This is a genomic window from Curtobacterium sp. B18 (assembly GCF_000333375.1).
In the GTDB taxonomy this organism is placed as follows: Bacteria; Actinomycetota; Actinomycetes; order Actinomycetales; family Microbacteriaceae; genus Curtobacterium.
Genome location: NZ_BACZ01000282.1, coordinates 1 through 3653 on the forward strand (window position 1 = coordinate 1; position 3653 = coordinate 3653).

Sequence of the window (3653 nt, forward strand, 5' to 3'; positions counted from 1 at the left end):
CGGTGACGTATGACGTGGTCATGGCATGGAGGGGGTCGACATGCGTCAGCACGTGCTCGAATGGAGCCGGATCGTGCGCGCGTGAGACGCTGTTCTGCATGTCGATGACGAAGAACGGGACGCCGTTGATGCCGTAGGACTGCGCCTGGGCCTGGTCCGCACGGACCGCCGCGAGCTGCGAGTCGTCGCGGAGGGTCGCGCGGACCTCGTCGGGGTCGAGGCCGATCTCGGCCGCGAGGGACGCCAGCGACTCGTCCTGGCCGACGTGCTCACCGCGCTCGAAGTAGGCGGCGAAGAGGCGTTCCACCATCTCGAGCTGCTTGCCCTGCTCCTTGGCGAGGTGGATCACCTGGTGTGCCTTGACCGTGTTGGTGTGGTGCATCGACTCGAAGTCGTAGTCGAGGCCGACGCTCGCGGCGATGCCGGCGACCTGGTCGAGCATCTGCTGCGCCTGCTCGACGGGCATGCCCTTGTGGCCGGAGAGGAACTCGGCCTCGGTGCCCTCGAAGTCCACCGGGGTGTCGGGGCTCAGTTCGAAGGAGTGGTACTCGACCTCGACCGGGGCGCCGTTCGGTGTCGAGGCGAACGCGGCGACGCCGGCCTCGAACTTCCGCTTGCCGATGTAGCACCAGGGGCAGGCGATGTCCGACCAGACATCGACCTTCACAGAGTCGTTCATGCTGGGCGCAACCGGGCCCGCGGCGGACGCATTCCCGCGCCGCCCTGGCCCGCTGTCACGGCGTAGAACCAGGAATCCGACACCGAACCACGGCCAACGCCCGGTTCGATGTCGGATTCATGATTCAACCCGGCCGCGCCGACGCGCCGCCAGCGCCTAGGCGCCGAGCAGCCGCGCCGCGAGGTACCCCTGCAGCTGGTCGAGCGCGACCCGCTCCTGCGACATCGTGTCGCGCTCGCGCACCGTCACGGCCTTGTCGTCCAGGGTGTCGAAGTCGACCGTGATGCAGAACGGCGTGCCGATCTCGTCGTGGCGACGGTAGCGGCGACCGATCGCCCCCGCGTCGTCGAAGTCGACGTTCCAGAACTTCCGCAGGTCGTCCGCGAGGCCGCGGGCCACCGGCGACAGCTGCTCGTTGCGGGACAGCGGCAGCACCGCGGCCTTGACCGGGGCCAGGCGCGGGTCGAGGCGCAGGACCGTGCGCTTGTCGACGCCGCCCTTCGCGTTCGGCGCCTCGTCCTCGTGGTAGGCGTCGAGCAGGAACGCCATGAGCGCACGGGTCAGGCCGAACGACGGCTCGATGACGTACGGCACGTACTTCTCGTTCGCGGCCTGGTCGAAGTAGCGGAGGTCCTTGCCGGACGACTCGATGTGGTTGTTGAGGTCGAAGTCCGTGCGGTTCGCGACGCCCATGAGCTCGCCCCACTCGGTGCCCGCGAAGCCGAAGCGGTACTCGATGTCGGCGGTGGCGTCGGAGTAGTGCGCGCGTTCGCCGTCCGGGACGTCGAAGCGGCGGAGGTTCTCCGGGTCGATGCCGAGGTCGGTGAAGAACGCGACCGAGTCGGCGATCCACTGCTCGTAGTGTTCCCCGGCCTCGGCCGGCGGGACGAAGTACTCGATCTCCATCTGCTCGAACTCGCGCGTCCGGAAGATGAAGTTGCCGGGCGTGATCTCGTTCCGGAACGCCTTGCCGACCTGCCCGATGCCGAACGGGGGCTTCATGCGGCTGGTCGTCACGACCTGCGCGAAGTCGACGAAGATGCCCTGCGCCGTCTCGGGGCGGAGGAAGTTCAGGCCCTCCTCCGACTCGACCGGGCCGAGGTAGGTCTTGAGCATGCCGGAGAACTCACGGGGCTCGGTCCACTGCCCGCGGGTCCCGCAGTTCGGGCACGCGATCTCGGCCATGCCGCCCTCGGGCTGCCGGTCCTTCTTCGCCACGAAGGCCTCGACGAGGTGGTCTTCGCGGAAGCGGTGGTGGCAGTGCAGGCACTCGACCAGCGGGTCGGTGAAGGTCGCGACGTGCCCGGACGCCTCCCACACCTTGCGCGGCAGGATCACGGCGGAGTCGAGGCCGACCATGTCGCCACGGCCGCGGACGAACCGCTGCCACCACTGGCGCTTGATGTTCTCCTTCAGCTCGACGCCGAGGGGCCCGTAGTCCCACGCGGAGCGCGATCCACCGTAGATCTCCCCCGACTGGAAGACGAAGCCACGGCCCTTGGCCAGGGCGATGACGCTGTCGAGACGGGAGGACTGTGCCACGTGATGCTCCAGAGGTCGCCGAGCTGGGTGCCCGGTTCGGTGAACGTACCGGGCAAGCGTACCGGCCTCGTGGACCTCGTCGGACGCCATGCGCGGTGCCTGTGGAGAACGCCCCTCACCCCTCCGGTCTGAAGCCGTCGACCGCCGCGAGTGCGTCCGCCACGCGGGCCACGTCCTCCTCGTCGTTCCACCGGTGGAACGCCAGCCGGAGCCGGCCGGCACGGCCGCTCGCGGTGATGCCCGCTGCCGCGAGGGCACCCAGGGCCGCGCCGTCTGCGTCCGGGAACGTCGTGATCGCCTGTCCGCTCCGAGGCGACCCGAGCGTGTCGGCGAGCCGGTCCGTGAGCCGCGTGGCGTGCCTCCAGGACGACGCCGTGTCGAGCGAGGCGAGGTGCCGGAGCGCCGCGACCGCCCCGGGCCAGGCCTGCCACGCCGGCGAGACGTCGAACCGACGCGCGTCGTCCGCGAGTGCCATCGTGGGTCCGTAGCACGACGCCCACACGTCGGCACCCGCGTACCACCCGGCCTGCACGGGCCGGAGCCGGTCGAGCGCGGCGTCGGAGAACGTCGAGAACGCGACCCCGCGCGGCGCGCACAGCCACTTGTAGGCGTGCGTCACCGTGACGTCGAACGGCCGGGCGTCGACCGGCAGCACGCCGGCCGCCTGCGTGAGGTCGCACAGCGTGAGCGCCCCGACCGACCGGGCGGCGTCGAGGACGGGCTGCGGGTCGGTGACCCTCCCCGTCGACGACTGCACCGCCGACCAGGCGACGAGCGCGGTACCGGGCCGGACCGCGTCGGCGAGCGAGTCGAGCGGGACGCTCCGCACCCGGATCCCGCGGTGCGCGCCGGCCAGGAACGGGAACACGAGCGAGCTGAAGTCGCCGTCGGGGACCACCACCTCGGCACCGTCCGGCAGCGCGGCGGCGACCACCGCGACCATCGCGGAGGTCTGCGATCCGGTCGCCACCCGGGCCGGCTCGACGCCGACGAGGTCCGCGAACAGCGATCGTCCCGTCTCCACGAGGGCGCCGTACGCGACGGGCGAGGACGCCTGGCGCTCCCACTCGTCGAGGTCGGCGCGCATCGCCCGCAGGGTGCCGTGCGTGGGGAGGCCAGCGGTGCAGGCGGCGAGGTACCCGGAGCCGTCGACGAAGGAGTCCATGCCGACCACCGTGGTGCGTGCCGGTCCATCACACCAGAGCAGGTTCCTTCCATCCCCCATAACATCGAGTTGTGGACGATCTCGACCCCCAGCTGCTCCGCGTCCTGCGCGCCGTCCGCGACGCGGGCTCGATCAGCCGCGCGGCCGCCGCGCTCGGGTACAGCCAGCCCGCGGTCAGCCAGCTGCTCGCTCGCGCCGAACGCCGGACGGGGCACGAACTCGTGCTCCGCGGCGCCCGGGGCGTGACCCTGACCGAGTCCGGGCACG

The 3653-nt window shown here is 71.1% G+C and carries 4 protein-coding genes; 1 reads left to right on the top strand and 3 read right to left on the bottom strand.

Annotation, left to right across the window (positions count from 1 at the left end; translation table 11 throughout):
- The 3 genes from I5E_RS07280 to I5E_RS07290 all read right to left on the bottom strand — a co-directional run.
- Nucleotides 1–679: DsbA family oxidoreductase (locus I5E_RS07280; RefSeq protein ID WP_049973466.1), on the bottom strand; the 679-nt coding region annotated here is incomplete at its 3' end.
- Between the two features lie 156 nt (nucleotides 680–835).
- Nucleotides 836–2221, bottom strand: coding sequence for a glycine--tRNA ligase (locus I5E_RS07285; RefSeq protein ID WP_022906398.1), 1386 nt, complete (start codon nucleotides 2219–2221; stop codon nucleotides 836–838).
- A gap of 115 nt (nucleotides 2222–2336) precedes the next feature.
- Complete coding sequence (locus tag I5E_RS07290; RefSeq protein WP_031261794.1) at nucleotides 2337–3386, bottom strand: aminotransferase class V-fold PLP-dependent enzyme; 1050 nt, start codon at nucleotides 3384–3386, stop codon at nucleotides 2337–2339.
- 71 nt (nucleotides 3387–3457) lie between these two features.
- Here I5E_RS07290 and I5E_RS07295 point away from each other — a divergent pair.
- Nucleotides 3458–3653 (top strand): helix-turn-helix domain-containing protein (locus I5E_RS07295; protein ID WP_031261795.1); only part of this gene is annotated, 196 nt, incomplete at its 3' end.

Bases quoted from the DNA above. Each gene is read 5' to 3' on its own strand.
- I5E_RS07290 (WP_031261794.1), bottom strand. From the start codon at position 3,386: ATGGACTCCTTCGTCGACGGCTCCGGGTACCTCGCCGCCTGCACCGCT.